The organism is Alkalibacillus flavidus, from assembly GCF_040545925.1.
GTDB classification, from domain to species: domain Bacteria; phylum Bacillota; class Bacilli; order Bacillales; family Alkalibacillaceae; genus Alkalibacillus; species Alkalibacillus flavidus.
Window position 1 is genome coordinate 14,391 of record NZ_JBEPMX010000006.1, and the last position, 25,977, is coordinate 40,367.

30 protein-coding genes are annotated in these 25,977 nt (G+C 41.8%); 6 read left to right on the forward strand and 24 right to left on the reverse strand.

The window, feature by feature from the left end; genetic code table 11:
- The first annotated feature begins 32 nt into the window (after window positions 1-32).
- Window positions 33-797: an SDR family NAD(P)-dependent oxidoreductase gene (locus ABID56_RS06760; protein WP_354219862.1), complete on the forward strand. Its 765-nt coding sequence runs from the start codon at window positions 33-35 to the stop codon at window positions 795-797.
- Window positions 798-1,070: 273 nt separating this feature from the next.
- Here ABID56_RS06760 and ABID56_RS06765 read toward each other — a convergent pair whose 3' ends face one another.
- Window positions 1,071-1,583, reverse strand: coding sequence for a type 1 glutamine amidotransferase domain-containing protein (locus ABID56_RS06765; protein ID WP_354219863.1), 513 nt, complete (start codon window positions 1,581-1,583; stop codon window positions 1,071-1,073).
- Between the two features lie 321 nt (window positions 1,584-1,904).
- On the opposite strand from ABID56_RS06765, the gene ABID56_RS06770 reads away from it, so the two are divergent.
- Window positions 1,905-2,885: a glycine betaine ABC transporter substrate-binding protein gene (locus ABID56_RS06770; RefSeq protein WP_354219864.1), complete on the forward strand. Its 981-nt coding sequence runs from the start codon at window positions 1,905-1,907 to the stop codon at window positions 2,883-2,885.
- A 48-nt stretch (window positions 2,886-2,933) separates the two neighbouring features.
- Here ABID56_RS06770 and ABID56_RS06775 read toward each other — a convergent pair whose 3' ends face one another.
- The 3 genes from ABID56_RS06775 to ABID56_RS06785 form a co-directional block, all read right to left on the reverse strand.
- The gene (locus tag ABID56_RS06775; RefSeq protein WP_354219865.1) at window positions 2,934-3,404 is read right to left on the reverse strand and encodes a universal stress protein; all 471 of its coding nucleotides are present in this window, start codon (window positions 3,402-3,404) and stop codon (window positions 2,934-2,936) included.
- A 269-nt stretch (window positions 3,405-3,673) separates the two neighbouring features.
- Window positions 3,674-5,260, reverse strand: a complete 1,587-nt coding sequence (locus ABID56_RS06780) for a peptide chain release factor 3 (protein WP_354219866.1) — start codon at window positions 5,258-5,260, stop codon at window positions 3,674-3,676.
- A gap of 81 nt (window positions 5,261-5,341) precedes the next feature.
- Window positions 5,342-6,076: a helix-turn-helix domain-containing protein gene (locus ABID56_RS06785; protein WP_354219867.1), complete on the reverse strand. Its 735-nt coding sequence runs from the start codon at window positions 6,074-6,076 to the stop codon at window positions 5,342-5,344.
- Between the two features lie 289 nt (window positions 6,077-6,365).
- On the opposite strand from ABID56_RS06785, the gene ABID56_RS06790 reads away from it, so the two are divergent.
- Entirely contained in the window at window positions 6,366-7,112 is a 747-nt protein-coding gene (locus tag ABID56_RS06790) for an EAL domain-containing protein (protein ID WP_354219868.1), read from the forward strand.
- A 65-nt stretch (window positions 7,113-7,177) separates the two neighbouring features.
- Here the strand turns inward: ABID56_RS06790 and ABID56_RS06795 are convergent, their stop codons facing one another.
- Entirely contained in the window at window positions 7,178-8,701 is a 1,524-nt protein-coding gene (locus ABID56_RS06795; protein WP_354219869.1) for an AbgT family transporter, read from the reverse strand.
- Window positions 8,702-8,908: 207 nt separating this feature from the next.
- Between ABID56_RS06795 and ABID56_RS06800 the strand changes: the two genes are divergently transcribed.
- On the forward strand, window positions 8,909-9,634 hold the full coding sequence (locus ABID56_RS06800) for a 3-ketoacyl-ACP reductase (RefSeq protein ID WP_354219870.1): 726 nt from the start codon (window positions 8,909-8,911) through the stop codon (window positions 9,632-9,634).
- A gap of 85 nt (window positions 9,635-9,719) precedes the next feature.
- On the opposite strand, the gene ABID56_RS06805 is transcribed toward ABID56_RS06800, so the two are convergent.
- From ABID56_RS06805 to ABID56_RS06865, 13 genes are all read right to left on the reverse strand, one after another.
- On the reverse strand, window positions 9,720-9,992 hold the full coding sequence (locus tag ABID56_RS06805; RefSeq protein WP_354219871.1) for a DUF3219 family protein: 273 nt from the start codon (window positions 9,990-9,992) through the stop codon (window positions 9,720-9,722).
- Between the two features lie 145 nt (window positions 9,993-10,137).
- Window positions 10,138-12,087 (reverse strand): EAL domain-containing protein, encoded by a 1,950-nt coding sequence (locus tag ABID56_RS06810; protein ID WP_354219872.1) that lies wholly within the window; start codon window positions 12,085-12,087, stop codon window positions 10,138-10,140.
- 260 nt (window positions 12,088-12,347) lie between these two features.
- Window positions 12,348-12,908 carry a hypothetical protein gene (locus ABID56_RS06815; RefSeq protein ID WP_354219873.1) on the reverse strand — a complete coding sequence of 187 codons (561 nt, stop codon included), beginning with the start codon at window positions 12,906-12,908 and terminating at the stop codon, window positions 12,348-12,350.
- Between the two features lie 20 nt (window positions 12,909-12,928).
- Window positions 12,929-13,111 (reverse strand): hypothetical protein, encoded by a 183-nt coding sequence (locus ABID56_RS06820; protein WP_354219874.1) that lies wholly within the window; start codon window positions 13,109-13,111, stop codon window positions 12,929-12,931.
- A gap of 16 nt (window positions 13,112-13,127) precedes the next feature.
- Window positions 13,128-13,334, reverse strand: a complete 207-nt coding sequence (locus tag ABID56_RS06825) for a hypothetical protein (protein WP_354219875.1) — start codon at window positions 13,332-13,334, stop codon at window positions 13,128-13,130.
- 12 nt (window positions 13,335-13,346) lie between these two features.
- Entirely contained in the window at window positions 13,347-13,955 is a 609-nt protein-coding gene (locus ABID56_RS06830; protein ID WP_354219876.1) for a hypothetical protein, read from the reverse strand.
- Window positions 13,956-13,974: 19 nt separating this feature from the next.
- Window positions 13,975-14,256 (reverse strand): hypothetical protein, encoded by a 282-nt coding sequence (locus tag ABID56_RS06835; RefSeq protein WP_354219877.1) that lies wholly within the window; start codon window positions 14,254-14,256, stop codon window positions 13,975-13,977.
- A gap of 151 nt (window positions 14,257-14,407) precedes the next feature.
- Window positions 14,408-15,313, reverse strand: coding sequence for a metal ABC transporter solute-binding protein, Zn/Mn family (locus ABID56_RS06840; protein WP_354219878.1), 906 nt, complete (start codon window positions 15,311-15,313; stop codon window positions 14,408-14,410).
- Between the two features lie 5 nt (window positions 15,314-15,318).
- A complete protein-coding gene (locus ABID56_RS06845) occupies window positions 15,319-16,194 on the reverse strand; it encodes a metal ABC transporter permease (RefSeq protein ID WP_354219879.1) in 876 nt (291 codons plus the stop codon).
- Window positions 16,194-16,955: a metal ABC transporter ATP-binding protein gene (locus tag ABID56_RS06850; protein WP_354219880.1), complete on the reverse strand. Its 762-nt coding sequence runs from the start codon at window positions 16,953-16,955 to the stop codon at window positions 16,194-16,196. Before ABID56_RS06850 ends, ABID56_RS06845 begins: the two co-directional genes overlap by 1 nt.
- A 238-nt stretch (window positions 16,956-17,193) precedes the next feature.
- Window positions 17,194-17,415: a hypothetical protein gene (locus tag ABID56_RS06855; RefSeq protein ID WP_354219881.1), complete on the reverse strand. Its 222-nt coding sequence runs from the start codon at window positions 17,413-17,415 to the stop codon at window positions 17,194-17,196.
- An 85-nt stretch (window positions 17,416-17,500) separates the two neighbouring features.
- Window positions 17,501-17,671, reverse strand: coding sequence for a hypothetical protein (locus ABID56_RS06860; RefSeq protein WP_354219882.1), 171 nt, complete (start codon window positions 17,669-17,671; stop codon window positions 17,501-17,503).
- Between the two features lie 18 nt (window positions 17,672-17,689).
- A complete protein-coding gene (locus ABID56_RS06865) occupies window positions 17,690-18,790 on the reverse strand; it encodes an NAD(P)/FAD-dependent oxidoreductase (RefSeq protein WP_354219883.1) in 1,101 nt (366 codons plus the stop codon).
- A 128-nt stretch (window positions 18,791-18,918) separates the two neighbouring features.
- Between ABID56_RS06865 and ABID56_RS06870 the strand changes: the two genes are divergently transcribed.
- On the forward strand, window positions 18,919-20,139 hold the full coding sequence (locus ABID56_RS06870; protein WP_354219884.1) for an MFS transporter: 1,221 nt from the start codon (window positions 18,919-18,921) through the stop codon (window positions 20,137-20,139).
- Between the two features lies 1 nt (window position 20,140).
- Here ABID56_RS06870 and ABID56_RS06875 read toward each other — a convergent pair whose 3' ends face one another.
- The 5 genes from ABID56_RS06875 to ABID56_RS06895 form a co-directional block, all read right to left on the reverse strand.
- Window positions 20,141-21,028: a peptidoglycan recognition protein family protein gene (locus ABID56_RS06875; RefSeq protein WP_354219885.1), complete on the reverse strand. Its 888-nt coding sequence runs from the start codon at window positions 21,026-21,028 to the stop codon at window positions 20,141-20,143.
- Window positions 21,029-21,071: 43 nt separating this feature from the next.
- Window positions 21,072-21,239, reverse strand: a complete 168-nt coding sequence (locus tag ABID56_RS06880; protein ID WP_354219886.1) for a hypothetical protein — start codon at window positions 21,237-21,239, stop codon at window positions 21,072-21,074.
- Complete coding sequence (locus ABID56_RS06885) at window positions 21,232-22,044, reverse strand: ATP-binding protein (protein WP_354219887.1); 813 nt, start codon at window positions 22,042-22,044, stop codon at window positions 21,232-21,234. Before ABID56_RS06885 ends, ABID56_RS06880 begins: the two co-directional genes overlap by 8 nt.
- Window positions 22,045-22,064: 20 nt before the next feature.
- Complete coding sequence (locus tag ABID56_RS06890) at window positions 22,065-22,502, reverse strand: hypothetical protein (protein ID WP_354219888.1); 438 nt, start codon at window positions 22,500-22,502, stop codon at window positions 22,065-22,067.
- A 147-nt stretch (window positions 22,503-22,649) separates the two neighbouring features.
- Window positions 22,650-23,633, reverse strand: a complete 984-nt coding sequence (locus ABID56_RS06895) for a ring-cleaving dioxygenase (RefSeq protein ID WP_354219889.1) — start codon at window positions 23,631-23,633, stop codon at window positions 22,650-22,652.
- A gap of 129 nt (window positions 23,634-23,762) precedes the next feature.
- Between ABID56_RS06895 and ABID56_RS06900 the strand changes: the two genes are divergently transcribed.
- Window positions 23,763-24,494 carry a TspO/MBR family protein gene (locus tag ABID56_RS06900; RefSeq protein WP_354219890.1) on the forward strand — a complete coding sequence of 244 codons (732 nt, stop codon included), beginning with the start codon at window positions 23,763-23,765 and terminating at the stop codon, window positions 24,492-24,494.
- 241 nt (window positions 24,495-24,735) lie between these two features.
- Here ABID56_RS06900 and ABID56_RS06905 read toward each other — a convergent pair whose 3' ends face one another.
- On the reverse strand, window positions 24,736-25,977 hold the full coding sequence (locus ABID56_RS06905; RefSeq protein ID WP_354219891.1) for a metal-dependent hydrolase family protein: 1,242 nt from the start codon (window positions 25,975-25,977) through the stop codon (window positions 24,736-24,738).

Genomic DNA, 25,977 nt, shown 5'->3' on the forward strand with positions numbered 1-25,977 from the left:
AAACGTACCATCATAGAAAGGGAGTTTTCACGATGAACCAAACAGCTTTAGTAACAGGCGCAAGCGGCGGGATCGGTTATGAATTAGCTAAATTATTAGCTAGCGATCACGAGTTAATCTTAGTCGCACGCAGCGAGGAAAAACTTAATCAAGTCAAATCAGAATTAAGCGCACAGACCACTGTCACAACTATTCCACTCGATTTGTCGGAACCAGGTGCAGCGAAAACATTGTACGATGACGTCAAACAACGCGGCCACCACGTTGATATTTTGATCAATAACGCTGGTTTCGGCATGGAGGATTTATTTTTAGAATCCGATATCGACCGCGTGAATCAAATGTTGCAACTGAACATGGTGGCATTAACGAACTTAACATTTTACTTCGGCACGGATATGGCACTTGCCAAATTCGGTCGCATTTTAAATGTCGGATCAATCGCGTCATTTGTCCCGACGCCCGCTATGAGCACCTATGCGGCAACGAAGGCGTATGTTTTATCATTTTCCGAATCACTCAACACCGAATTGCGTCAAAAAGGCGACCTCTCCGTAACAGCGTTATGCCCTGGGCCGACAGCGACGAATTTTGCGAACGAAGCCAATATGCAGTCGATGGGAGATTCGTTTGAAAAAGTCGCCATGTCAGCCGAACGCGTCGCACAAGTCGGTTACAATGCGCTTTTCAAAAAGAAAAATGTATCGCTTCCAGGCAAGCGCTATAAATTTTTAATCGCCTTCACCCGAATTTTATCTCGCAAAATGTTGCAACGCTTACTCGCTAAATCACTATAAATCCGATCTGTACACTAAACACCCCATTGGCCCGAAGCCAATGGGGTTTCGTTCGTTCAAAAGGAGGGCGCCCCTCCTTTTATCTAATAACTCCCTGCATTTATTTCAAAAATCCCCTGACTTATTAAATAAATCAGAGCAACGCACGCACTTATTTCAAAACTAGGCCTATTTATGAAATAACTCGCCGCACTTATCTCAAAACTCACCTAATTTATTTCAAAAATCCATAGAGCGCACAAAAAAAGAGAGGGCGCTTCCCCTCTCTTTTCATTATGCTTCTAATAATTTGAGTGATTCGCGGTTAAATGCTTCTAAATCATGTGGTGTACGGCTTGTTACCAGTTTGCCATCCACGACAACTTCTTCATCCACAACTTCCGCACCCGCATTTCGTAAGTCATTGCGCACCGATACGAAGCTAGTCAGCGTCTTGCCTTTTAACTTCCCTGTGTCGACTAAAAATTGTGGGGCGTGGCAAATCGCAAAGACAGGTTTATCCGCTTCGAAGAAATGGCGCGCGAACGCTGCATTTTTTTCATCAATACGAAGAATGTCAGGTGAAAAACCGCCTGGCACTAAAATCGCATCGTAATCATTTGGATCGACGTCATCAACGCCGTAATCAAGCGTCATCTCTTGACCGTTTTTCCCTTTAATCGTTTCGCCTTTGCCTTTTCCAATCAAATCAAGTGAATGACCAGCATCTCTTAGCTTTTCAGCTGGATCCGTTAATTCAATTTCTTCTACCATATCTGTTAGTAAAGCTGCTACTTTTTTGCTCATATAGATGACCTCCTTCAATGAATGTCACACACATTTATATACCCATCCCTAACGCCTATTTAAACATACAAACTAAAAAATTTTCCGACACTGTTTGACATTATCCACCACTATGTTATTATAAACTTTGTAAAGAAAAAATTTAACGTTTTTAATAACTCGAAGGAAGGTGATTGATGGGAGTTGACTAAACGAGACGCGTCATGCGTCGTACAACCTATTGAACGAGCATTCAATTTATTGTATGCTATGCAACATTGGTTGTAATCACTTTGCCAACATAACATCAAAATTCCAAACATTAAGGGGAGGACAACACAAATGTCTTTTAACAAAAAAGCATTACTTATGGTATTAACAGCTATGCTTTTAATCGTCTTAGCAGCATGCGGTGGCGATGAAACAAGCGATAGCGAAGGTGATTCAGAACAGACAGAAGAGAATTCAAATAACGAAGGTTCTGAAAATGATGGCGAAAGCGAAAACAGTGACAGTGGTGAAAGCAATGAAGGTAGTGACGTCAACACGGACACGATTGAAATGGGTCAAATTAATTGGGCTGAAAATATTGCCGTCACAAACATGTGGAAAGTTATTTTAGAAGAACAAGGTTATAACGTTGACCTCATTAACTTAGATATGGGGCCGACGATGGAAGCATTAGCAAACGACGAACTTGATCTCGGTTTAGAAGTTTGGTTACCAGTTCAAGATGCTAACTATTTAGAGCAGTATCAGGATCAAGTTTTCTTCTCTGATGCGACATGGTATGACAACGCAAAAGTTGGTCTAGTTGTGCCTGAATACATGGAAGATGTGAATAGCATCGAAGACTTAAATGCCAATGCAGAGAAGTTCGACGGCGAAATCACTGGCTTTGACTCAGGTGCCGGTACGATGGAAGTAGCTGAAGAAATGATCGACGAATACGGCCTTAACTTAGAATTAATGCCAAGTTCTGAACCAGCTATGATCGCAGCAATCGACCAAGCTGTAGAAAATGAAGAACCAATTGTAGCACCACTTTGGAATCCACACAGTATTTTCGCTAAGCATGACCTAAAATACTTAGAGGATCCGAAAGAATCATTCGGTGGGGTTGAAAAAATTCACTTCGCAACACGTCAAGGTTTTGGCGACGAATACCCACAGTTCACACAATGGCTTAAGAACTGGAAAATGAACGATACACAAATCGGTGAATTAATGGCAGCCGTTCAAGATGCGGAAGAGCCAATCGAAGGTGCCCGTACATGGGTCGAAAACAACCAAGATCTAATTAACGAATGGATCGAACAATAACACAACAAAGCCCGAGCGCTACGGTTATGCGCTCGGGCTTTTTATATGTTATTTCGTGACTAATACAGGGCAACTCGCATCATTCGTAATTTGATTACTGACACTACCCATAACGAGTCGTTTTAAACCACCCAAACCACGGTTGCCGATCACAATGATGTCTGCATCTTTATCTTCTGACTCTTGTACAATTCGTCTTGATGCCGGTCCTGCGATTACTTCAAAATACACATCGACATCTTCTGATACTTCTTCTTTCGCCTGCTTCATCACTTGGTCTGCTAAACGACCATGTTCCTCAGAATCGAGCTCACCTAACAACTCCGGCGTCGTTGCTGGATCATTCAGCCATTCATTATTGTACGGTTCAGGATGAATATGCGGATTATGTTCTTCAATGAAAATGACATAAAGCTTACCCTCTTGCTGTTTCACCATACCTTCAGCGATCTTTAACGCTTTTTGGCTGTCTGGAGAACCATCATACGCGACTAACACATTGCTAAATAAACCTTGCATCACACCAACCTCCTCATATTTTGATCAAGCACTTGAGATGTGCCTTAATCACTAGTTTAAGCAAAATCATGATTTTGAAACGAGAGGGATGTCCATGATTGAGTGAATCATCCTGATGGTTAAACATGATGTTAACTAAAACAATCCCTAATATTTCCTCTCATTATTTCTATTCACTCTTTTCATCTACTCTAAACCTTTATAACTAAATAGTCATACAATTGACACAAAAAACAGCCGCAACACGATGTGCTACGACTGCTTCTTTATTATGTCCCTTGATTATAGTCATTTACTTCATATAAATCGATCAAGTCCACTTCTGGGTGACGATCTTTAAACAAATTCAACGAGAATTCGTTTTTAAATAATACAACAGGATTATCTTCTCGATCACGTACGAGCGTACTACGACTATCAAAAATCGATTCATCGACTTGTTCTGGTTTCAACCATCTCGGGATGCGTTCGCCTATGTCTTCTAACATAACATCTGAATTATATTCGTTCTTCATCCGATATTGAAAGACATCAAACTGCAACTGCCCGACCGCACCGACGATAAATGATTCGGTATGAAACTTCTTAAACAGTTGAATCGCCCCTTCTTGGACGAGCTGTTCAATCCCTTTATAAAACTGCTTCGACTTCATGACATTTTTTGCCGTCACCGTTTTATATAACTCCGGTGGGAACTGTGGCAATTCGTCAAACTCAAATGGCGTTTTACTTTCCGTAATCGTATCGCCAATATGATACACGTTCGGATCGTAAATCCCGATAATATCGCCCGCATACGCTTCCTGAATCGTCCCTCGCTGCGAGGCGACGAATTGTTGCGACTGTGACAAATTAATCGTCTTCCCTGTCCGAGACAACTTCACACTCATATCGCGCGTGAATTTGCCAGAACAAATGCGCACAAACGCAATACGGTCGCGGTGGTTCGGGTTCATATTCGCCTGGATCTTAAAAATAAACCCTGAAAAGTCTTCCTCCGTTGGCTCAACGACTCCTTCTGTCGTTTGACGCGAACCAGGCGCCGGAGCCATTTCAATAAACGAATCGAGAAATGTCTCGACACCAAACGGCGCTAAGGCACTCCCGAAAAACACAGGGGTCTGTTCACCAGCTAAAACAGCATCAAGTGAAAAACTTTCCCCCGCTTCATCTAATAACGCGACTTCATCTTGCGCCATTTGAAATTCTTCTTGCTGCCTCAATTCCGCGTATTCATCCGCTTCTAGTTCGTCATATGGCACACGTTCTTCTTGGCCATTTTGTAAATAGCGGACAAATTCATTCGACTGACGATCAAACGTCCCTAAAAACCGTTTCCCCATGCCAGCTGGGTAATTCATCGGGTACGTTTCGATCTCTAGTACTTCTTCAATTTCTTCCATTAAATCGAGCGGTTCACGGCCTTCACGGTCCACTTTATTGAAAAATGTAAAAATCGGAATCCCGCGCATGCGACACACTTTAAACAGCTTCTTCGTTTGTGCCTCGATCCCTTTGGTTGAGTCAATTACCATGACAACACTATCCACTGCTGTTAGTGTCCGGTACGTGTCCTCACTGAAGTCCTCGTGCCCAGGGGTATCTAAAATATTGACTTCATAGCCTTCATACGGAAAATTCATCACACTCGATGTGACAGAGATCCCGCGCTGTTTCTCGATTTCCATCCAGTCAGATGTCGCGAATTTGCCTGACTTCTTACCTTTAACTGTCCCTGCTTCACGAATTAAATTACCGAATAACAGCATCGTTTCTGTCAATGTCGTTTTACCCGCGTCAGGGTGCGAAATAATCGCAAACGTCTTGCGCTTTTGCACTTCTTCTTGTATCGACATAACTAAACCCTTTCTATCTTAACTAACCTTTCATATCCTAACATAAACACCCGCTTCGTTGTAGTAAAAAATCCCGAACGATTACTCGTACGAGATAAAGGATTCAGAGAAATGATATAACGGTGAATGGACGAATTCATAATCTGTCATTAAATACGGATTGCGACGGATTAATACAATCGTCTTATTTCCGGTTAGATCAAGCGCGTAATACGCTCGGACAGATACCATACCATTAGACTGATGCTGGATGGCTTGAAAGCGTTCTAGTTGCGTAGTCGTAATCGTATCTGCAGCAAGCCATAGACGTTTTTGAGCACTCGTGACTTCAATGGCATCAATAGCTTCCGCCGTTAACGTATCAGGCGTATAAAACGAGACATACGCGTTTAAAACATCATGATTATACATCGTCGCAAGTCTCACACGGATCGCTTCAATTGTTTTATGTGACATCACCATCACACACCAATCGCCTCTGTCCAAACTTGTCCTAACAAATGTCATCGCATGCTGAAGGTATTGTTCTTCATGATGATGCAAGTACAAAATTTGTCCTTCTTGAATATGCGAAAATGCATCCGCAATTTCGCCATCATAAGGCGCATCTGATGACACATTTCGATGATATGTAAAAAATAAATACGGATCTAACTCTAAAACGTTCGAAATATTAAACGCGACTGCTGGACTCGGATTTCGTTTCCCATTTTCAAGTTGAGAATAGTACGCGCGGTCAATATAAGCATGCTTTGCGACATATTCTTGGGTGAAGCCTAACGATCGACGCTTTTCGATTAACCAATCGCGTTTCACATCCCAGCCTCCCTCCTATAAAAAATTAATAATGATTTTGGGCGGGGAATCTCTACTACTATTCAAACATACATGTTGTCGAATGATAGATGTAAAGATTACCAAAACGATGACATGCATTCATCTTACCTTATTTAACCGCCATTTCGGCCTGTTGTGGCAATTAGCCACAACCAAATATTGGCACAATGGATTGCTTCACCCTTATCCCCTGCTTTATACTTAATAGAACAATAGGCCATTTAGTCTATAAAAAATGGATTAAATTTTTTCAAAAGGATGAATCATTATGTCGCAAGCAATACAAAATATGATTGATAAGAGCGACTTCACTCACAACTACCAACTTATATTTGATGTCAGCTCACAACGACCATTTGGGTTTGAAATCTTGTTTCGTTCATATCACTTTAACAATCCCGAAACAGCTTTTCATGAAGCGTTTCAATCCGATTTACTATATTCATTAGAAATAACCTCTATTAACAAAGCGATCACGCAAATTGATTCATGCATACTAGAGACAGATAAATCATTTAAGATTTTCATTAATATTTTTTCGTCAACAATCCTTCATAACGATCTGCTGCCGGCTATGGAGTCAATCATCGCTAACACGAACATAACTCCGGACAAAATCGTTTTTGAAATTACTGAACATGACAAAACAGTAGATGACGCATTGTTCATTCAAGCCACAGAACGACTAAAAAAACGCGGCTTTCATATCGCAATCGATGATTTAGGGAAATCTGGCAGTTCATTAAAACGCGTAATTGATTTAAATCCTAGCTATATCAAATTAGACAAATTTTTCGCAAATGGCCTCAATCAATCCTTCGCTAAACAAACCATGATTCAATCACTCATGAGCTTTTGCCATGAACAAGACACGACACTCATTGTTGAAGGCATCGAACAACCTGACGAATGGTACATAGCAAAGCAAATCGGCGTCACAAACGCCCAAGGTTTCCTCCTCTCACGTCCTGACACCTTACAACGCGCGATGGAATCCCTACGCATTCCGTTATAAAAAAATCCCCCTTACCTTATTAATCCTTTAAGGTAAGGGGGATACTATTATCGTTAACAATCATATTATGGGTTGTACCAAATTGGTGAACCTGGTCCTAATTCAATGCCTGTTAACATCCAGACGATTAACATTAACGTCCAGATCACTAAATACGCCATCGAATACGGGAACATAACGGAAATAAGCGTCCCGATTCCCATATTTTTATCGTATTTTTGTGCAAAGGCGATAATGATCGCAAAGTATGTCATCAACGGTGTAATAATATTCGTTGATGAGTCTGCGATACGATAAGCCATTTGGGTCATTTCTGGCGAATACCCGAGCTCCATTAAAATCGGCACGAAAACCGGTGCTAACATCGCCCACTTAGCCGACGCACTTCCGATAAATAAGTTAATAAAGCCAACGACTAAGATAAAACCGATTATGAGTGGAATCCCTGTGAAATTCGCTTCTTGTAAAAACTCAGCACCATAGACACCTAAGACTAGACCTAATTCCGTTTCTTTAAAATAAGCGACGAACTGACCAGCCGTAAAGGCGAGTACGATAAACATGCCCATCGATGCCATCGTATCTGATAACTGATTAGCGACATCTTTATCGCTTTTAATTTCTTTCGTCACAATACCGTAAACAAGACCTGGAATGAAGAATAGGATCATAATAATTGGCACGAGTGAACTCATAAATGGCGACTGAATGATATCACCGTCGTCCGCACGCAACGGCGCATCGGGTAATAACACAAGTAAAGAAAAACCAATTAATGATACAAGTAATGAAATACCAGCCCAAATAAGGCCTTTCACTTCAATTTTCTCAAGACCTGTAACGTCTTCACGATACTCCCCTTTATATTCACCAAGCCGAGGTTCAACAATTTTATCTGTTACAAACCAACCGACAAATGTTAACAAGAAGACTGACACGATAATAAACCAATAGTTCATCGCCACGTTCATCGTTTCAGCATATTCTGGACTAATGATCGAAGCCGCGTCAGTTGTAATTTCAGCTAACATCACATCTGTACCCGACAAGAAAAGGTTCGCACTAAAACCAGCGGATACACCCGCAAAAGCAGCCGCTAAACCAGCTAATGGATGGCGACCAAGTGCCGCAAAAATAAGCGCACCCAGTGGTGGTAACACAACGTACCCTGCATCAGATGCGACACTCGACATAATACCGGCAAATACGAGACCACCTGTAATTAAGAAGTTCGGAACCGACATCACGAATCCGCGTAGCGCTGCACTAATTAAACCAGAACGCTCAGCTACACCAATACCAAGCATCGTCGCTAATACGACACCTAGTGGAGCGAATCCGATAAAGTTATCAACCATACTACCAAAGAGGTATCGAATGCCCTCTTTATCAAGTAAATTATTAACCGTTACTTCACTACCATCACCAGGATGCTCAACAGACAAGCCTGTACTGGAAACGATTGCAGAAATAACGATCACTAACACTGCTAAGATCGCAAACAACGTAATCGGGTGTGGCAGTTTGTTACCGACACGTTCAATCCGATCCAAAAACTTTTGGAAAAATCCTCGACGTTTTTGTTCCATGATGTTCTTCCTTTCTCATATAATTTGATAATATTTAGACAATTTCATGCTTTAGACAACGGCCATTATATAAAAGAAACGGTCGATTTGAAAGGTTTTCATCAATAGTCCCAATAGCGAAAATATTACTATTATTAACGCTATTTTTTGATTTTTGACCTCAACTAAAGTTAAACTAAAGTTATACTGATTAAAGGAGTGAGCTTAATGGGTCAGAAATTACAAGGAAAAATTGCTTACATTACAGGTGCAAGCCAAGGTATTGGACGTGCAACCGCCATTGCTTTAGCGCAAGAAGGTGTCCATGTGGGGCTTATCGCACGGCAAGAAAGTAAACTAAACGATGTTGTGAAAGAAGTGGAACAATACGGCGTCAATGCAGAAATCGGCATTGTTGATATTTCTGACTTAGAAGCCGTCGATCAAACAATCAAAAATTTAGTCTCTCGTCTCGGCCAGCCCGATATTTTAATTAATAACGCAGGGACAGCCACATCAGGCAAATTAGCCGAATCGGATCCCGGTGAGTGGAAGCGTACGTTTGATGTCAACGTCTTTGGCATGTATCATGTGACGCGCTCTGTCTTACCTTATATGATGGAAGACAATATTGGAGATATTATTAATATATCATCGAGCAGCGGCTTAAAAGGAACGTCAGGCATGTCCGCTTATTGCGCCTCAAAATTCGCCGTACAAGGCATGTCGGAATCACTCATGCAAGAAGTACGTCCGTACAACATTCGTGTCTTCACGATGAACCCAAGCCTCGTCGCAACTGAATTACCATTTGGCGACAAACTTGAAGACGAAAACGATCCAGATAAGTATATGCAACCAGAAGATTTAGCTGAATATATGGTAGCGCAGCTAAAACTTAACCAACGTATCTTTATTAAACAGTCGTTACAATGGGCGACGAACCCGTTTTAATAAACGGGACAAAAAGTTAATCACACAAAGAACACCCGAGCGATTCACATAAATCGTTCGGGTGTTCTGCTTGAATAACGCTCCATCACACTTCAATTAATTCCACATGAAAATCACCGACATTACCTTCAACATAAAGGTTCGTAAACGATGTGTAGTAGCGATAGATCGTCGCCTGAAAATCTAAGGATTCATCTGGAAACTCGACGCGGAAATCATTGTCGTACAATAACACCGTCACATCATGATAATCCTCATGTGTTACTTTAAAATCAAATGATAACCACGTTTTTTGACCATGCTTACCTATATCATAATCATCTATATTTATTGCTTGACCGTTTAAATAAATGAACATGCAATCCCTCCTAATTTCTCATTATACGAAGACTTCTTCGTTAAAGTAAACTAATTCATACAGAATATTCGTTCGTGTTTCACTTGACAATAAACACGAACGTGTGTTTCAATAAAAGTATTAAAAAACTGACGACCATTAGCCGTCAGCTATTATCTCGTGTATGGCGGGCCGAAACATCAACACACGACCCGATGACTTCCACGACTTTTCCGTCATGAAAAACTGCTTTTAATTGTTCAATGTAACGAATGCCCTGATATGTTGCTTCGAAGTAAACATCTTCACCTTGCCAAGCCCGTTCATAATACTTTTCTAGGTTACGAGCATTACGCTCTGGTAAGCAATCATACAGTGTCTGGCCAACAATATCTTCGGAATCAAAACCAAACTTACGCATTAATTCACCTTCACACAATGTATGCACGTAACCACTTTTCGTTTTGACGAATTTTAACGTCATGCCTAATTGACGTTCTAATGTATTTTTTAAATCGGTTTGGGCGGCATGTAACTCGGCTTCAATTTGCTTCTTATGCGTGATATTCCGTGAGACAACAACAATCTGATTAACCGTCCCATCTTCTTCAATGATAGGACTACCGTGAGCTTCTACCCAAAACACTCTATTGCCGCCTATATTCAATCGTAACTCTGTTGACTGCGGCTTATGATCATCGAATATTTTGCCCAATGTATTAAACACGTGACTAACATCTTCCCGTTGAACAAACGACATAATATTATAGCTTTTAACAAATTCTGAATCAACATTAAAAACATCCGTATTAGAAGGTGAGGCATATTCAATGGCACCACCACGATTAACCACGACAACTAAATCAGACATGTTTTCAGTAATCAATCGATATTTCTTTTCACTTTCGATTAATTGGCGCTCTAAAGATTTCTGGTGTGACATATCTTTAATAACAGAATACACACCAATAATCCGTTCACTTAATAACATCGGAAAACTAACGACGTTTGTCGGGACAAAATGACCATTCGCATGTGCTAAGTCTAATTCAATACCTTCAGGTGTTTCACCATTTAACACTTTATTAAAATGATTAAGCGACTTATTCAAATCATTTTCATGAACAAAATCACCGAAATGATGATTTAAGACTGTTTCCTGATCGTAGCCTAACATCTTTTTTATCGCGGGATTAACGCTCAATATATTCCCATCAAGACTGAATGAGCAAACCAAGTCAGGGTTTTGTTCAAACAATGACTTAAAACGATGGTCGTTCATTTTTGCTGATTTAAAGTTTATTTTTGCTTCTAATCGGTGAATAAGTTCAACAGCGAACGATTCCAACTGATGGATCAACGTTTCATAGTCTTTCACCGTTAGTGGTTTACTAAACAGGAACCCTTGCGCGGCATTACATGAGTGAAGTGATAAGAAGGTAACGACCTCTTCAGTTTCAACACCTTCTGCGATTACCTTCAAACCAAGATTTTGTGCGAGTTCGACTATGTTTTTAACGACCGTTGATTCTTTTTGACTATACGCAATGTTATGCATAAACGATTGATCAATTTTCACCGTCGTGATTGGCAAATCGCGGATATAGCGTAAAGTCGAGTTACCTTTTCCGAAATCATCGATTGCAATTCGAATACCTGTTTGAACAATTTTATGTAACGTCTTAATGGTTTGCTGCATATCGGCTACCATAGCCGTCTCAGTTATCTCAATTTCAAGAAAGCGCGGATCTAGACCCGTTTCATTTAACGTATGTAGTATCGTTTCGTACAATTCCATTGATTCAAAATCTAGAGGTGATATATTAACCGACACAATGGTCTTGGGGAAACCTTGATCTTGCCATTGTTTATTTTGTCGACATGCTTCATACAGGACCCATTTTGTAATGTCTGTAATCGTACCTGTTTGTTCCGCTAATGGAATAAAATCAGCCGGTGAAATCCAACCATGATCTGGATGATTCCAGCGAATGAGCGCTTCGACACCTGTCACCTGACCTGAATTCAAACAAATTTTGGGTTGGTAAACAAGCACAAATTGTCGCTGTTCTATCGCGCGAAGAAGCTGGTCTTTTTTTAATGAAATGTTAAGCACTGTCGTCACCTCGAGTTTCACTACGATGTCTGAAGTAAACTAAAAACGTTACACATTATGTTATATCCACGTTTTTGAATAGTTTATCTATTACATCGTTCAATCAATCTCTTTTATGCACGTTCATTCATTTTTCATACTGGTCTAACCACTTAAATTAAGACATTTTATCGATTTATTTCATTTATGTTATAACTATTATAGCAATATTCGACAAAAAGAAAAAGAGTTATAAAATATTTTCCTCTAAATCTTTCTGACTATTGTATGTGAATAGGTACCGCGATATTTTCATTAGCTTGTTCGTCATAAACAACAACACGGCCTTCACCTGCTGTCACTGACGAGGTAATCGTTATATTCAATTCAATACCAGTCCATTCGCGATCATCTGATGCGCTATTAAACCAATTTTCTTCAATACGGCTTTCTTCAACGACATTACCAGCTGCATCAATCAATTCAATCCGAACCGAGCCGAGTGCATCATAACGAATCATTCCTTCAACTGAAAATGTGTCATTAATTTGTTCATCTTCTTGAGGTGAATGTAGTTGGAAGTTCGCCGTTTGCGGAATGTCCTCGGATGGTTCAGATTGGTCGTTAGCATCATGATTGGCACTTTGAGATGAGTTTTCCTGACGTAACTGCTGTAATTCACGTGTTTTATCTTCTACTTCTTGTTGCAATGTTTCAATTTGTTCATTTTGATCTTCGATATGATCTGTTAGTTGTTGAATTTGGGTTTCATAGTCTGTTTCGTCACCATTTTGGCAAGCAACTAATAGCATAAAACTCAGTATTACAGTTAATCGTTTCAACGTCTCACCCTTTATCATCGTTAATCTCGTTTCATTCCCCATTTACGTATGAGGCCACCGATCAATAACCCAACAAGTGCAACGAGCAATAGTTGGCCGAAAAAGCCTATTTCAAGCTCGTTGTTTCGGCCTAATTGAAAGAGTAAAAAGAAAACAATAATACCTAAACCGACAGCTGTCCATATGTATAAACGTTTGGTCATCAGATAGCCTCCATCTTTATTGATTTCGTTGCTTCACAAGGTCGATGATATAAACAATGCCACCAATTAAACCGATCAACCAAAACAGTAATCCAATCACTTGCATACGATCAAGCCAGATGGTCATGGTAATTTCCAGTGCAACAAATATGACAGCACCCATAATGAGTGTTACTAAACCAACCTGACCAGCTAGCGTCTTTGGTTTTAATCGTTCGAACATAATTTTATCTCCTTAATTATTAAATTCAATGCGCTCACCTTCTAGGAATTCTTGTGGTGTTATAAATGGTTCACCAAATGCTAATTCAGCTAAGTTCGTCACAAAACCGACACTACCAACAACATATACATCATCAGTCGCCGGCTGCCAATAAATATTCATATTGATCATGTCGACGCTCCCGTTGGCTGTTTCGTACTGTTCATCTAAACTAAATGCACGGACACGTTCGCCCTCATGGTCAATTTGATAAACTTCTTTTGATTCAAACGGGACCGAAAATGTATAATCGCCTACTTCAAATATCGCTTGACCATCGCCTGATATCGCCTTCGTATCATCTAACTGTCTAAGCTCTGTTAACGTGACAGTCATCGAACCGTTCAATTCGCTGTCATCTAAGCTGACACTCATCTTATCTTGTAACGCTTGGTTTAATTGTTGTTGACTTTCATTCTGTTCATACACGAGTTCAGGATTTAACTGTGCTCCGATTTGCCAACCTGAATCATTAACATCGGTTAAAATATTTCGAGCATCAGAATAAGCATCAACAATCGTCAAACTACCCCAAACTAAACTAAATGACATGAACACGATGAGAACACTACGTAAGATCATTTCGAATCTCCTTAATCTATTAGGATTTTGGTTGTTTAATCTGTACTGATCCTTTCGGCATTAATCGTTGTGATATGAGAAAGCCCACTAACGGAACGAATCCGAATAAAAACAATTCGATAAATGCCGTTTGGCCACTTAATATGGCTATCGCAAGCACGATCAACGCTAGAGCTAATGTGATTTTTAATCCTATGGCAAACGGATGAACAAGACGCGGATAATTACGAAGCAAAGGTCTTATGAAAAAACCTATTATCATACTCACTATAAATAATATGGAATAACTTAACCACGGCATGGTATCACACCTTTTTAAATTCTTTATGACATCTATTATAACAAGTTTCATTTTATTAGGGGGAGATTATTTTTCAAGCAATTGATATAGATATGGTTTCTCAATAAGAAAAAACCACTCTAAACATCGTAGTTTACAGTGGTTCATGGTTTTATTCACTTAAAGCGTTCGTCACGACCTCCGCGTTCACTTCCATCATTTCAAGATAGGTGTCAACCGGACTGTCAATCGGCAGGCCATCTGTGTACAGCCGGTCATGATAGATCGGAACACCAGAATCGTGTGAAACAGATTCCATATGAACTGGATTAGCTGTCGACTCTAAAAACACATATGGCACAGGCATTGTTTGGAGTCTGTTGACCAAATTGGCGACTTGGCGCGGCGTTCCTTCTGAATGGGAATTCAACTCCCAAATGCCTGTCGTGTCATATCCATAAGCTTCACCAAAGTACACGAAAGCATTTTCACTTAAAACAATCGCCTTTTGATTGTCAGGCACAGCTTCTGTTTTTTCATGAATCATGTTATCTAACGCGTCTAATTTTTCTTTGTAACGAGCCGCATTGTCTTCGTATATGTCTGCCCCTTCTGGGTCCACCTTACTCAAATGCTTCACGGCCTGATCCACGTACAACTTCACATTATCTGGGTCAAGCCATGCGTGCGGATCGTTCACACCCTCTGATACCTCAATCGGTTCAACCTCAGACGTCAGCTCAACTATCGGCGTATCAGACACATTTTCAACGAGTGAGGAAATCCACTGTTCCAAATTCAACCCGTTCACAAAGAATACATCTGATTCACTGACACGGCGCAAATCACTTGGAACTGGTTCATATTCGTGAGGGTCGCCCCCGTTCGGCACGATATACTCAACGTCAGCACGGTCACCCGCTACATTAGCAACAATATCCGATACAATCGAAAAGCTGACAGTCACTTGAACCGTATCATCGCCCTGTTCTGACCATTCATCATCAGGAGGAGAACAGGCTACGGTGATAGCCATTAACGTCAACATGACACTTATAAAACGAGTCCATTTCATCATGTTGATCACCCTTGCGATGCTTGCTGAGCAGCACGGTCACGGAACCAGCGCACAACAAGCCCTTGTTTTGGTGAAAAGAAAAAGGCTAACAAGAAAATGACCGTCGCAACAATAACCATTGACGCTCCTGTTGCCACATCATAAAGGTAAGAGTAGAACACACCAGCAATCGCTGATACGACGCCGAATGTCGCTGACAATACGAGCATAACAGGTAAGCGGTCCGTTAATAGATAAGCCGTTGAACCAGGTGTTATCAACATCGCCACGACTAAAATGATCCCGACCGTATTTAGTGATGCTACTGTCACGAGCGATAAAATAAACATGAGCACATAATGAATAAGTTTTGTCGGAACACCAATCGCTCTTGCCATCGTTGGATCGAAAGTACTAACAAGTAATTGCTTATAAAATAATAGAATAAAAGCAATTACAGCAACGGTAATCCCAAATGTCATCCATAGATCCGTTTGTGATACAGCTAACACATTTCCGAATAATATATGCCAAATATCGACTTCAATACTCCCGATCGCAGTAATTAAGATAACCCCGATGGCAAACATCCCTGATAATAAAATGCCGATTGCCGAATCGTCTTTCACTTTACTATTTTGCGAAATATACCCGATACCTAGAGCTGTTAATACCCCCGTGATGACAGCTCCTATAAAGAAACTCATCCCTAACATATAGGCAATGACAACACCAGGTAACACGGCGTGCGAAATCGCATCGCCCATTAAAGCCATACCACGTAAAATAATAAAACAACCGACAACGCCACACACAATACCGACTAAAATACCGGCGATAAGCGCGTTTTGTAAAAACGGATAATTAGCGACACCTGATAAAAAGAATTGTATGTTTTCCATCATTTGACCACCACCACATCATCACTATGGTCGCTATCTTTAATTGTTGCAACTTGACCATTATAAGCTTCACTAATAAGGTTAGCTCGGAATACATCTTGTAATTGGCCAAATCCGACTAATCGTTGATTCAGTAACATTAAACGATCAAAATACTCTTCCACCTTGCTTAAATCATGGTGAACGATAAATAATGTTTTACCTTGATCGCGAATGTCGCGTAGTAAATCGATAATAATTTGTTCAGATGTTAAATCGATGCCAGCAAACGGCTCATCTAAAAACAATAAATCCGCTTCTTGTGCTAATGCTCGTGCGATAAAGACACGTTGCTGTTGCCCACCTGATAGCTCGCCAATTTGACGTTTACGGAATGATTCCATGCCGACTTGCCTTAAGCTTTCGATCGCTTTCTCACGATCTTGCTTACTCGGACGCTGCCACCACTTCAAATGCGGATAGCGTCCCATAACAACGACGTCTTCTACTAAAATTGGAAAATCAAAATCGATCATATTACGTTGCGGCACGTAAGCAATATCCGAACGAACATTTTCGACTGGCTGATCAAACACACGAATCGTTCCTTGGTTCGCCGTCACCATTCCCATAATCGCTTTCATTAATGTTGATTTACCTGCGCCATTCGGTCCAATAATGCCGATTATTTCTTGCTTTGGCGCTTGAAACGATATATCTTTCAACGCCCATTCACCGTGGTAAGCCACTGATAAATGGTTAATATCAACTGAATAACTCATGCTGCCTTGCCTCCTTTGGCGTTCAATCATTTATTTTGTGTTCGTCCATGTTTTTTTACCTAAGGCAAATTCTTAGTATATTATAATGCTGAAACACTCAAATTAGCAACCGTTTTGCATTAATTTTTTGGCAATTTTGACACATTCACATAAAAAAGACAGTCTACCTTCGAGTGATAACATTAATCCCTTATCACTTGAGAGTAGACTGCCTTGAAAGTTTATGTTAACCGACCGTTTAATGAGATGATTGTTCGTATTTCTTATACATGCTTCTAATCAGAACATAGATGATTAAGCTTGAAATCACAATTACTAAGAGAGCCGACAATAGTGTTGGTTCACCGAAAATCGTTTGCCATAACTGAAAATCGAAACCGATCCACTTTATGATCCCAGATAACACGATGCCGGCAATAATCCCTAAAAACACAAATTTAGCAAAACTGATTTTGTCCAAGTTACACCATCCATTCATTGAATTTTCTTACATTTTAGCCGACTATTTTTGAATAATCAAGTCGAACGAGTTATGACCGTTGTCCTTATTTATTTTTCACCCGTCGCTCAACAACGTATACTATTACAAATGCAATCATTCCACCGACGATCATACCGCTCCATTGCGTCCAATTAAACGTTCCGGTCCACAACCCTTGAATAATCGCTACACTTGTAAAGCCAATTAATACGCCGATCAATACTTGATATGTCATCCTACCACCCTTTCTGTCTTATGATTGGTATGGGTCAAAATCAGTTTGGTTTAACATTGTTGGCTCGCCTAATAAATGACGTGTGATTTCCGCTCCTAAAAACGGTCCACTCGTCATACCTGATGCTCCGAGGCCGTTTGCAACATAAATGGCTGGTGAATCAGATAAAAACCCGTAAACAGGTCGCTTATCTGGCGTTTGCGGTCTGAAGCCAACTTTAGCATTTATAAAATGAGCGTCTTTCAGTCCGGGTGCGAATTTGAATGCCACTTTCAAAATATCGTGGATGCTCGCCGCGTCAACATTCGGGCGAAAGTCCATGTTATCGCGATGCTCGGCGCCGACTGATACGATACCGCCTTTAAAGCCCACAATATATTTATTATTCGGAAGCATCACGACTGGCCAATCTTCAGTCACGTAATCGGGTAACTGCAACTGGACGATTTGTGTTTTCGTCGACGTCACATCAATATGGTGTCCCGTTTCACGCAGCAACGACGATGCCCACGCCCCATTCGTTGCAACGATTTGATCAGCTTCGATCATCGTTCCATTGACATCGACAGCCGTCTTGTTTTGATGCAACGTCGCATAGCCTTGGATCACGCTCGTTCCATACATTTCAGCCCCTTTTAGTAACGCATCACGAAAAACACCGCCATTAACGCGGCCGCCGCCAGCCATTTTGACCGCGCCCATATTGTCCGTCATAACAGGGCTTTCTTGCTCGACAGCTTCAGCTGATAATTGTGTCACCTCGCCAATTTCAGGTGCATCCTGTCGTCTAAACAACGTGTCATCAACCATCTTAGCTAACTTGTCACCATTTTTATGTAAATGAAGGGAGCCAACTTGTTTATAACTCGTCTCGTGTATACCGAGCGCGTGTAATTGTTTAACAAGATCAGCATAATACGCGGCTCCGTGTTTTAATACCTGATATAACGTATCGTTTTGTTTTTGCGACACCCAAGGACTAATAATGCCCGCTGCTGCACGGGTTGCTTCTCCTTCATTTGGGTAATCGATCACAGTAACGCGTTGACCTTGCTTCGCTAAATGATAAGCAACCGATGAACCTAATATACCGGCGCCAACCACGAGGTAGTGTGCCATGGCGATGCTCCTTTACGTCGTATGTCTTGTTATAGTTTAACAGGATTGCAATCATCCTAAAAGTCAACACGCACGATTCTATGTTATGATAACCTAATATACAAAAACACATGAAAGGACTATCTATCATGACTGAAACACAGGGCCGTTTACGCGACAACAAACCGTTTTTATTTGTCTGGATAGCCGGCATTTTTGCGATGCTTGGCTTTGCGATGCTATTTTTAACGACGTCATGGTACGTGATTGATGTCTTAAAACGGCCGGCACTCGTCGGGGTCGTACTCGTCATGATTACGCTACCGCGTGTCATTATGATGGTACTAGGTGGCGTGATCGCCGACCGGGTTAAAAAGTCGCACATTATGTTCATCACCAATCTATTACAAACCATCCTCATTAGTATGATGGCTTTATTCATTAGTCTCGATCAGCTCGGGATCATTGGGTTAATGGTGATCGCCTTTTTATTCGGCTTTTTGGATGCCTTTTTCTATCCGGCTGTGACCGCGCTTATTCCGATTTTAGTCGGCCATCATAATATTCAACGCGCGAACTCACTCTTTCACGGGTCGATTGAGCTTATGTTCATGTTCGGACCAGTTATTGCCGGCTCACTTCTGACGATCTCGAGTTTCGGCACAACGATGACCGTTGCCGCCAGTTTCGTCGCGTTATCCGTCGTATTCGTTTATCCGGGCTTCATTCAAGATGACAAACCCACTGATAACCGAACGATTAGCGAAATTAAAGATGATTTCGTCATCGGTCTGCGCTACATCAAAGATTCGACGATTATATATTCTGGTATTGCGACGATCAGTGCGGTTAACTTGTTCGTCATTGGTCCGATTATTATCAGTTTTCCTTTAATTATTGATTCAATCGGTGGTTCAGCTTTTCAATTAAGCTTGCTTGAAGTTGGCTTATCGGTCGGAACGTTTTCGGGGAGTATCATCGTTTACCGCTTAGCAGCCAGCAGTCGACGAGGACGCGTTATTGTCATGACGCTTATATTAACAATGATCGGCTTTCTCATCTTTAGCCGGATGACGATTTTGCCATTGCTGATGATCTTAGCTGCGCTCGCAGGGTTTGCGGCGATGATTGTTTACTTATTATCGTTAAGCGTGATTCAAGAATACACGACATTTGATAAACAAGGTCGCGTCATGAGTATTGCAACCGTCGCGTCAGAAGGGTTTGCCCCAGTCGCATTTGCCATTGTATCGCTCTTTGTCGGTTTTGGTTTATCAATCCACATGGTGCTAACAGGCGCAGCAACGATTGGTCTATTAAGTAGCATTATTTTAGCAATGAAAGCGACATCATTAAAACAAGCGCGTTAACTTATGCTAACGCGCTTGCCATAGCAGACCTCGTGTTTGGTCCATAAGTCCCATCGACCTCATTTGGAACGTGTTCCTTTTGAAATTGCTTAATCGCAGCTTCTGTTTTAGGGCCATAAATGCCATCGACTGGACCTGGCGAAAAACCGATTCGTTCTAAAGCACGTTGAATGTGCTGAACGGCTTGCCCGCGACTCCCCTTACGATAAATACCAGTTGGCAACGTCATCTCACGATCCATTGCGCGTCGCGTTTCTGGGCCGACAATGCCATCAACCGTAATCCCTGCATCTTGTTGCAACGATTTAACCGCTTGTTCCGTTTCGCTGCCAAACACGCCATCGGCACCGTACTGGGGTAAATCATATCCTTTACTTATGAGAGTTCGTTGTAACTGTTCAACATCCTTACCTCGGTCTCCCCGTTGGATTAAACTGGGATCACCACTCCCATCGTTTATACGTGCACGCACAACATCCATATCAATACCCGGACATTGAGTCGTTCCAGCTGCTAGTTCGCGGTGACCTATAACGTCTTGAACACCAAGTTGAAATTCATTAAGCCAAGTCTCAATCCGCTTTTGAAAAACACGTTCTTGTTCATCAGTAAACGAACCACGACCGACTAAACAAATATGATATGACGTCGCGTTGTAACCTTTCACGCCGTTTGTCACTACATCCCAGTCATAGCATCGTTGGATCGTCCCATCTCGCAAAATAATCTCGTGATAGCCACCCGTTTCCCATCCTTTTGATTGCCAGTACTGTTCAAATGTCCACACGTCACCTGTTTCCGTGGCACTATGATGACGAACAATACGATTCACCGTTCGTCTTGTCGAATCACCACCCATCGTTTGACCGCGTACATCTTCAATTTGCATTTATTCCACCCCCCCTTTACTCTATCAATGTCGCCAGACTTACTTAAGTCACTGCGTTTAACCTACGCGCTTCACGCTTAATGTAAGCGTCCCATCTTGCAAAGACCGTATCTAATGGCTCTTTTACCTTCGTTTTTTCACATTGACACGAGACAACACGGTAAACACCAGCCCCTTCATAAACAAAATAACCACCAGAGCCACTACACATAATCAATACGTCCTTTTCGGTAGTCTTGACTGTCCAAGCGAATCACTGTCGCTTGATCCATAATGCGCGAAAAATTACGTTCGCCTGCTTTATGCGCTAACATTTGACTCGACAAATTAGTCGTTAAGATGGTCGGTCTACCAGCACGATGGTCGAGTATTTCAAACAACTTCGCTTGCGCCCAATTGTCTCCAGACCCTTTAGCTTGACTATATTCCGCTCCTAAATCGTCTAACACTAAACAGTCAGCCGTTTGCACAACATGCATCACATCTTGTTCGGATGCCGGTGCATCATGTCGGTACGTTTCTTTTATTTTACTAAGCAATTTCGGAACCGATAGAAATACAGTTTTAAACCCTTTACTTAGCACTTCTTTTGCAGCTGACATCGCTAAATGACTTTTCCCGACACCGCACGGACCAACGAGCAACACATTCGCTGACGTTTCAGGGTCAAAATCTTGCGCATACGTTTCTAAAAATTGCTTCGCTTCTGCTAAATCATCTTGATACGGATCAAACGTTGCAAAGCTTGCCTGTCGCAACGATTCATTGATGAGTGATCGTTCGTGAAACATATCATCAAGCTTCTGTTGCATTTTTTGACTTCGATGTAACAACGCGTCACCTACGATTTTTTCAATTTCACACATACAACCATCGTCCATAACAACCGTTTCGCCTTTCTTCGGTCCAAACGGGATTGTGATTTGAACGCGATCGACGTCACGCCCACATGTTGGGCACTCAAATGTATTGAGCACTCGTCGGTTCATTTCAATTTCTTTAAAAATACGTTCCATGTTAATCTCCTCCTTATAACTTAAAAACCATATGGGGATTGGTTTTGGTTTAATCGATGATTCCATCTTGATTCTTTTGGTTTCACAACTGTTTCACTTGTGTTTCGCTTCTGTTTCACATTTCGTTTTTGACAACCCTCGTAATCGATCACCGTAAATAATGTCCCGTCTTGCGTGACCTCTACCGTTATTAAGTTCCATTCAACTAGCCGCTTAACAGTGCGATGAATTTTCGCTTTCGGCACGTCTTTCCACTGACGACCATCCTTATAACGTAAATCCTCCTGAAGCTTTGTGTACGATCGTAAATATTGACCGCGCTCTAACGTCCGACCACAATAAGTGACATCACTGTAACGTGCTTGTGTTAACAACAACATGTATAACCTAAATGCCATCGGATCAGCCCATACTTCTTTTTTAACGATTCGACGCGGTAATGTTACCCAACCATCCATCGTTTCACCTCCTCGCTCATTGCCGTTTCATATATACAATCGAACCAGCGACCCAAAAGGTGTTAAAAATGGTTTAATGAAATGCAAAAAATTTTTCAGCATAAAAAAATCCCTTTAACACGTGTTGTGCTAAAGGGATGGCGTTCATTACTCATATTCTTTTTCGATCGTTTTCGTACTGCGGACGGTATCGATGTGGCGAACTTTCGCCTCGATTTCCTCGCGTTTGTCTTCGAAAAATGGTGGGAGTGCGAGTTTTTCACCGAGTGTTTCATACGGTTCATCCCCCATAAACCCTGGACCATCAGTCGCAAGTTCGAATAAAATTTGTGGGGCGACACGCGCGTAAAGCGATTGGAAATAAAAGCGGTCGACTAAACCAGAGTTCGGCAAACCGACTTGATTGTACACGTCGAGCCACTGTTTCAGTTCATCTTCGTCTGACACACGGAATGCGGCGTGGTGAACCGTACCGTACCCTTGGCGTGCTTTCGGCAAGTCGTCATTATGTTCGATGATGACTTGTGCGCCGTTTCCACCTTCACCGACTTCGAATAAATAATAGCCGTCAGCTTGGGCGATTTCAGTAAATCCATAGACACGCTCTAATACGAGTTTCATTCGCTCAATATCAGAAATGCGAACGTGTAATGGCCCGAGCCCTGTAATCGCATATTCAAGCGGAATCGGCCCGTCTTGCCATGGTGTTCCAGATGCAACGCCGTTATCGTTTTCATCAGAAATTAGTTGGTATTGTTGCTCATCAAAATCTTCAAACGGTAGCACTTGTTTGCCGAATTGTGTTTGGATGCCGTCGTGTTCAACTCCTAATCGGTCGAATCGTTTCACCCAATAATCTAGCGCGGCATCACTCGGCACGCGAAATGATGTGAGGTATATTTCATCTGTGCCGTGACTGCCTTTCGGGACGCCTGGAAAATCGAAAAACGTCATATCCGTCCCAGCACTTCCTTTATCATCTGCGAAAAATAAATGGTACGTTTGTATGTCATCTTGGTTGACCGTTTTTTTCACTAGACGCATGCCGAGTGTATAGGTGAAGAAGTTATAGTTTTCTTCAGCACTACTCGTTATCGCCGTGACGTGGTGCATGCCTTTTAAACCTTCCATAAACAGAACCTCCGATTGTTATTTATCTTGAATTCAAACTAATTATAACAGCTTTTACCTATTTTATCAAAACATAACCTTCGCTAGCCTGTCATAAAGTATACTAACGATAACGAAAGGGTGATCGAGTTGGGGTTAAAATGGTTGAATGCGTTAACATTGCTCGTCATGCTTGGCTTTAATGTGTTAGCCAATACGTTACCACTTAATGGACAAACAACGAGGGACATTTCTGATCGGCTCGGTATTTTACTGACGCCTGCAGATTATACATTCGCGATTTGGGGACTCATTTATAGTTTACTCGTTATGTTTATAGTCATGTTATGGATTAGTGATCAAGGGGATGACGTTGTTGAACGCCTTGGTTACAGTTTAATCGCGAGTCATTTGTTTAACATGAGTTGGCTCGTCTTTTTCCATTATGAATGGTTCGGATTGGCACTTTTAGCAATTATCGGGTTATGGATCAGTTTATGGGTTGTGTACAAGCGATTAGATGACGCGTCGCTTAACCCTCTTTGGCGCGTACCAATTTCGATTTACTTCGCTTGGGTGACTGTGGCGACATTGATTAGCATTGCCATTGTTCTCGATGTCAATCAATGGTTAACGTGGGTATCCCCTACTGTTGTAACGTTAGGGTTGATTTGGTTGGCAGCTATGCTTGCTGTACTGTGGTTAGGTCGAAACGGCGAGATCATCTTTCCGCTCGTTGTGATTTGGGCATTAGTCGGCATTGCGCTCAACCGCCAAGACTACCCCGTCATTGCGTACACAGCACTCGCTATGGCCGGCTTACTTGCGATTGTGACGGTTTTATATGGCTTTACGAGTCAATCATTCGAGGGTGAAGAATGATCAACATTGTTAGACAATGTGAAGAGATTGTCTAACAATATGAGCAGATTATCTGACAATCTAGCGACTTTGTCTAACAATTTAAGCCTAAAAACAAAATGAAGGTGATCAAGCTAGGCTTGATCACCTCCTACTTTCTCTTGATTTATTTCAAAACTCCCTTCAGTTTTGAAATAAATCGCATGAGTTATCTCATAAATCGCATCACTTATTTCAAAAATAAGCGCATTTATTTCAAAACTTAAAGCGCGTCCTTCTCGACTTGGCCGTCTTTCATAACATAGCGGATGTAGTCGTGAGCCTGTAATGCGTCTAATTCCTCGACAGGATTGCCTTTTGTGATCACAACATCAGCCAACTTACCAGCTTCGAGTGTTCCGATTTGATCGTCCCAGCCAAGGCATTCGGCAGCGGTTTTCGTTGTCATCACGATCGTATCCATCGCATCGACCCCTGTATCGCGCATTAAAGCGAGTTCGCGTAAATTCGTACCGTGTTTCATCACACCGGCGTCGGTTCCCATCGCGATTTTTACGCCTTTATCGTAAGCGCGCTTCACACTTTCGCGGTGATATTCGATGACATCCTTCGTTTTATCAACGGCTGATTGTGGCATGCCTTTTTCATCAGCTGTCTCTAAAACAGACACTGGCGCCAACAATGTCGGCATTAAAAATGTCCCGTTTTCGACCATTAATTCGGCTGCTTCATCATCGATAAAAATACCGTGTTCAATCGAATGAATACCAGCGTGGACCGCATTTTTAATCCCTTCTGACCCTTGAGCGTGCGCCATAACCTTCACACCATTTCGAAATTGCCCTTCTTGGACGATCGCTTCCAACTCTTCAGGCGAGAACTGCGTGAATTGCGGGTGGTCAGTAGGGCTTAGCACACCACCTGTTGCGTGAACTTTCAACACCTCAGCGCCTGCTCTCAACATTTCGCGCGCTTTTTTCCGCACTTCCGCAACTCCATCACAACGTCCGTCTGGCATGCCACGGTAATCAAACGGCTGAATATCAAGTACATCGCCGTTCAATTGTGTGCCATCGCCATGCCCGCCTGTAATCGTGAGCGCATTAATACTTAACTGCATACGCGGGCCGGAAACGAGTCCGTCTTGTACCGCTTTTTTCACCCCTAAGTCTGTCCCGAGTGCATCACGCACCGTCGTGATACCAGCGTTTAACGTCGCTTGCATGTACTGGTGCGCTTGAAAATACCGGTACGCAAACGGGGTCGTTAACCGTTGCGATAACGGCGAATATTCCATCATCATATGCACGTGCGTGTCGATAAAGCCTGGCAGCACAGCACCACCTTCCGCATCGACGACGTGTTCATTACCTTGCACGTTGTAACCTGATTTCGGACCAACGTATTCAATCGTTCGACCGTCAACGACAACGACTTCGCCTTTCCGCGGTTCACCGCCGTGTCCATCTATGACGAGTCCATTTTCGATTATTGTTTTAGTCAT

Coding starts and splice junctions, on each gene's coding strand:
- ABID56_RS06760 (WP_354219862.1), top strand. CDS start 33: ATGAACCAAACAGCTTTAGTAACAGGCGCAAGCGGCGGGATCGGTTAT.
- ABID56_RS06765 (WP_354219863.1), bottom strand. CDS start 1,583: ATGAGCAAAAAAGTAGCAGCTTTACTAACAGATATGGTAGAAGAAATT.
- ABID56_RS06770 (WP_354219864.1), top strand. CDS start 1,905: ATGTCTTTTAACAAAAAAGCATTACTTATGGTATTAACAGCTATGCTT.
- ABID56_RS06775 (WP_354219865.1), bottom strand. CDS start 3,404: ATGCAAGGTTTATTTAGCAATGTGTTAGTCGCGTATGATGGTTCTCCA.
- ABID56_RS06780 (WP_354219866.1), bottom strand. CDS start 5,260: ATGTCGATACAAGAAGAAGTGCAAAAGCGCAAGACGTTTGCGATTATT.
- ABID56_RS06790 (WP_354219868.1), top strand. CDS start 6,366: ATGTCGCAAGCAATACAAAATATGATTGATAAGAGCGACTTCACTCAC.
- ABID56_RS06795 (WP_354219869.1), bottom strand. CDS start 8,701: ATGGAACAAAAACGTCGAGGATTTTTCCAAAAGTTTTTGGATCGGATT.
- ABID56_RS06800 (WP_354219870.1), top strand. CDS start 8,909: ATGGGTCAGAAATTACAAGGAAAAATTGCTTACATTACAGGTGCAAGC.
- ABID56_RS06805 (WP_354219871.1), bottom strand. CDS start 9,992: ATGTTCATTTATTTAAACGGTCAAGCAATAAATATAGATGATTATGAT.
- ABID56_RS06820 (WP_354219874.1), bottom strand. CDS start 13,111: ATGACCAAACGTTTATACATATGGACAGCTGTCGGTTTAGGTATTATT.
- ABID56_RS06825 (WP_354219875.1), bottom strand. CDS start 13,334: ATGTTCGAACGATTAAAACCAAAGACGCTAGCTGGTCAGGTTGGTTTA.
- ABID56_RS06830 (WP_354219876.1), bottom strand. CDS start 13,955: ATGATCTTACGTAGTGTTCTCATCGTGTTCATGTCATTTAGTTTAGTT.
- ABID56_RS06835 (WP_354219877.1), bottom strand. CDS start 14,256: ATGCCGTGGTTAAGTTATTCCATATTATTTATAGTGAGTATGATAATA.
- ABID56_RS06840 (WP_354219878.1), bottom strand. CDS start 15,313: ATGATGAAATGGACTCGTTTTATAAGTGTCATGTTGACGTTAATGGCT.
- ABID56_RS06845 (WP_354219879.1), bottom strand. CDS start 16,194: ATGGAAAACATACAATTCTTTTTATCAGGTGTCGCTAATTATCCGTTT.
- ABID56_RS06850 (WP_354219880.1), bottom strand. CDS start 16,955: ATGAGTTATTCAGTTGATATTAACCATTTATCAGTGGCTTACCACGGT.
- ABID56_RS06860 (WP_354219882.1), bottom strand. CDS start 17,671: ATGACATATCAAGTATTGATCGGCGTATTAATTGGCTTTACAAGTGTA.
- ABID56_RS06865 (WP_354219883.1), bottom strand. CDS start 18,790: ATGGCACACTACCTCGTGGTTGGCGCCGGTATATTAGGTTCATCGGTT.
- ABID56_RS06870 (WP_354219884.1), top strand. CDS start 18,919: ATGACTGAAACACAGGGCCGTTTACGCGACAACAAACCGTTTTTATTT.
- ABID56_RS06875 (WP_354219885.1), bottom strand. CDS start 21,028: ATGCAAATTGAAGATGTACGCGGTCAAACGATGGGTGGTGATTCGACA.
- ABID56_RS06880 (WP_354219886.1), bottom strand. CDS start 21,239: ATGTGTAGTGGCTCTGGTGGTTATTTTGTTTATGAAGGGGCTGGTGTT.
- ABID56_RS06885 (WP_354219887.1), bottom strand. CDS start 22,044: ATGGAACGTATTTTTAAAGAAATTGAAATGAACCGACGAGTGCTCAAT.
- ABID56_RS06890 (WP_354219888.1), bottom strand. CDS start 22,502: ATGGATGGTTGGGTAACATTACCGCGTCGAATCGTTAAAAAAGAAGTA.
- ABID56_RS06895 (WP_354219889.1), bottom strand. CDS start 23,633: ATGGAAGGTTTAAAAGGCATGCACCACGTCACGGCGATAACGAGTAGT.
- ABID56_RS06905 (WP_354219891.1), bottom strand. CDS start 25,977: ATGACTAAAACAATAATCGAAAATGGACTCGTCATAGATGGACACGGC.